This window comes from Streptomonospora alba (assembly GCF_000826685.1).
Taxonomy (GTDB): domain Bacteria; phylum Actinomycetota; class Actinomycetes; order Streptosporangiales; family Streptosporangiaceae; genus Streptomonospora; species Streptomonospora alba.
Genome location: NZ_JROO01000064.1, coordinates 1 through 3,965 on the forward strand (window position 1 = coordinate 1; position 3,965 = coordinate 3,965).

The window sequence follows — 3,965 nt, forward strand, 5'->3', positions numbered from 1 at the left end:
ACGCCGTCGTCGAGCAACCCCCGGAGACGGCCGCCCGTCCGCGCGCATTCGAACGCGACCGCGCCGGTGCCTCCACCGGGGGCGCGGTCGCGGCGGATCCGGCCGCAGACAACGCGTGCCTGCCCTGGCTGCTGTCCGGGCGTTCGGCGCCGGCGCTGCGGGCCCAGGCCCGGCGCCTGCACGAGCACCTGAGCGCCGACCCGCAGGACCGGGCGGACGACGTCGGGTTCTCGCTGGCCACCACCCGGGCCCACTTCGAGCACCGCGCCGCCGTGCTCGGCGGCGACCGCGCCCGCAACCTGGACGCACTGGCGGAGTTGGCCCGCGGCGAGACCCCGCCCCACGCCGTGCTCGGCCGTGCCGACGCGCCGGGCAAGACCGTCTTCGTCTTTCCCGGGCAGGGCGCCCAGTGGCACGGCATGGCGGCCGGTCTGCTGGAGTCCTCCGGTGTCTTCGCCGAACGCTTCGCCGCATGCGAGGAGGCGCTCGCGCCCCACATCGACTTCGCGCCCGGCGCGGTCCTGCGCGGAGAGCCCGGCGCCCCCTCCTTCGACCGGGTCGACGTCGTCCAACCGCTGCTGTGGGCGGTCATGGTGGCCCTGGCCGAGCTGTGGACCGCGGCGGGGGTGCGCCCCGACGCCGTGGTCGGCCACTCCCAGGGCGAGATCGCCGCCGCCTGCGTGTCCGGCGCGCTGTCGCTTGAGGACGGAGCCCGGATCGCCGCCCTGCGCAGCCGTGCCGTGCGCGAGCTGGCCGGCGACGGCGCGATGGCGTCGGTGGCTCTTCCCGCCGAACGCGTGCGCGAGCTGATCGGCGACCGCGGCGGGGCCCTCGCGGTGGCGGCCGTCAACGGCCCCCGCTCCACCGTGGTCTCCGGCGACGGCGGCGCCGTGCGGGAACTGCTGGAGCAGTGCGCCGCATCCGACGTGCGGGCGCGCGCGGTCGCCGTGGACTACGCGTCCCACTCGCCGCACATGGAGGCGCTACGCCCCGCACTGCTGACCCACCTGGCCGACCTGGCCCCGGGGCGCCCGCGCGTCGCCTTCCACTCCACCGTCACCGGCCGCCCTGTCGCCGACGGCGAGCTGGACGCCAAGTACTGGTATGCCAACCTGCGCAACACCGTCGAATTCGAGACGGCGATCACCGCGCTGGCCGAGCAGGACCACGGACTCTTCCTGGAGATCAGTCCGCACCCGGTACTGGCCATGGACATCGAGCAGGCCGCCGACCGCGTCGCCGGCCACACCGCCCGAAACGGCCGGCGTACCCGCCGGGCAGCCGTCGTGGGCACGCTGCGCCGCGACGACGGCGGTCGGCGCCGCTTCCTCGCGTCCCTGGCCGAGGCCCACGCGCACGGAGCCGAGGTCGACTGGCCGGCCGTCTACGCCGAGGACTCTCACAACCGCGTCGACCTGCCCACCTATGCCTTCGACCGCACCCGCTACTGGCTGGAGCCCGCCCCGAAGGCCGCCGGCGCCGCCGCGGGCGCGACCGATCCCGCCGACGCACGGTTCTGGCGTGCCGTCGCCGAGGGCGACGCCGACACACTGGCCGCCGACGTCGGCACCGATCCCGCCGTGCTGGACCCCGTGCTGCCCGCGCTCGCGCGCTGGCGCCGCGAACACCGCGAGCGCGCCGAACTCGACGGCCTGTGCTACCGCGAGCACTGGGTCCCCGTATCCCGGGCGGCGCCGCCCGCCGGGGGAACCTGGCTGGTCCTCCTGCCGCCGCGGGCGGACACCGGCTCGGGTACCGCGCACGCATGGCACGACGCGCTGCGCGAGCGCGGCCTGCGCACCGAATCCGTCGAGGTCCCTGTCGGCCGGTGCGAGGGCGGCGGACCGGAGGCGCTGCTGGGCCGGATCGGCGACCCGGGGAGCTTCACCGGGGTCTTGAGCCTTCTCACCGTGGCCGAGGACGCCTCGGCCGCACCGCCGACCGCGGACACCGGACCCGCGGCAGCGGCGGCTTGGATCCGGGCCGTGGAGGGCAGCGCGCTAACCGCGCCGCTGTGGTGGGCCACCTCCGGCGCTGCCGCGATCGGCAGCGGCGACGCCCTGCGCGCCCCCGCCCAGGCGCTGGTGTGGGGCCTGGGCCGGGTAGCCGCCCAGGAGCACCCGCGCAGCTGGGGCGGTCTGATCGACCTGCCCCGCCGCCCCGGTCGGCACACCGCCGACCTGCTGCACGCGGCGTTGTGCGCGCCCGGCCGCGAGGACCAGTTGGCCGTTCGCGAAAGCGGATCCTACGCCCGGCGGGTGGTACGTACCACCGCACGCACGTCGGACGCCGCGAGGCCGAGTGCGCGGCCGTTGGCGGGAACGGTGCTGATCACCGGAGGGACCGGCGCCCTGGGCGCCCGCACCGCCCGCTTCCTGGCCGAGCGCGGAGGCGGCGATCTGCATCTGCTTCTGGCGAGTCGCCGCGGGCTCGCCGCCCCCGGGGCGCCCGAGCTCGCCGCGGAACTGTCTTCCCTCGGCAGCCGTGTCACCGTCGCCGCCTGCGACGTCGCCGACCGCACCGCCCTGCGGAACCTGCTGGAGGGGATTCCCGCGCAGGACCCGCTGACGGCGATCGTGCACGCCGCCGCGGCGCTCGACGACGCGCCCGTCGCCGAACTGGACGCCGCGCGGATGGATCGGGTGCTGGCGGCCAAAGCGGGCGCCGCCTGGCACCTGCACGAGCTGACCGCGGGAGCGGAGCTGTCGGCGTTCGTGCTGTTCTCCTCGGTCGGAGGGATGTTCGGCGTATCGGGGCAGGGCAATTACGCGCCGGGCAACGCCTACCTCGACGCGCTCGCTCGCCACCGCCGTTCCCACGGCCTCTGCGCCACCGCGATCGCCTGGGGCGCCTGGAACGGCGGCATGGCCGAAGCAGACGAGGTGGCCGCACTGCTCCACCGCCACGGCATGCCCGGCATGGACGCCCGAACCGCCACCGCCGTGCTGGAGCCGGCTCTGGTCGGGCAGACCCGGGAGGCGTTCGCCGTCGCCGGAATCGACTGGCGGCGGTTCGGCGCCGCCTTCACCGCCGCGCGGCCGACCACCCTGCTCGACGAGATCCCCGAAGCCCGCTCGGCGGTCGCGGACTCGGCCGCAACACCGGAGCCGGGGGGAGCCGGCGCCGGAGACGAGCCGCCTTCCGACCCCGCCGAACCCCTGCGTCGACGCCTGGCCGCGGCCGCTCCGCCCGAGCGCGAGCGGCAGGCGCGCTCGCTGGTGCGCGGATGCGTCGCCGAGGTACTGGGCCACGCCTCGCCCGAGGCCGTCGACGAGGTCCGGCCCTTCACGGACCTGGGCCTGGACTCGGTGATGGCCGTCGCCCTGCGCAACCGCCTCGCCGCCGCCACCGGGCTGCGACTGTCCCCGTCGCTGGCCTTCGACCACCCCACCGTCCCCGAACTGGCCGCACACCTGCGCGCCGAACTGGGGATCGACACCGAGCCCGCACAGCACGCCGGCCACGGCGAACCCGGCGCCGCGGAGATCGCGGCGCTGGAGAAGCTGATCGGCGACCTGCCCCCCGACCGCCTCAACGCATCCGGCCTGCCCGAGCGGCTGCGCGCGCTGCTTCGCGCGTGCGGGCGCGCCCCCCTCGCCCAGGCCGAGCCGGCAGGGGAGACGGACCCGCTGGCCGATACCACCCGCGACGAGCTGTTCGCCTTCATCGACCGCGAACTCGGTACCTGAGGGATGCGCACTCGGGCACCCGCCGGTGCGATCCGACGCCGACCCGATCCCGCCACGGCCGCCGAGGGCGGCGCTTCGACCCGCGAGCACTGATTAGGGGCAGACATGACCGACGAGCGCAGCCACGACGAACAGCGCCTGTTCGACTACCTCAAGCGCGTTACCCGGGAACTGCAGGAGACCCGGACCCGGCTGCACGAGGCGGAGTCAGCCGCCGCGGAGCCGATCGCGATCGTGGGGATCGGCTGCCGGTTGCCGGGGGGTGTGGCCTCGCCG

2 protein-coding genes are annotated in these 3,965 nt (G+C 76.0%); both read left to right on the top strand.

What is annotated here, in order from left to right; translation table 11 throughout:
• A partial coding sequence (locus LP52_RS24665; RefSeq protein WP_157036471.1) for an SDR family NAD(P)-dependent oxidoreductase occupies positions 1 to 3,689 on the top strand: 3,689 nt, incomplete at its 5' end.
• A gap of 105 nt (positions 3,690 to 3,794) precedes the next feature.
• Positions 3,795 to 3,965 (top strand): polyketide synthase docking domain-containing protein (locus LP52_RS29060; RefSeq protein WP_157036472.1); only part of this gene is annotated, 171 nt, incomplete at its 3' end.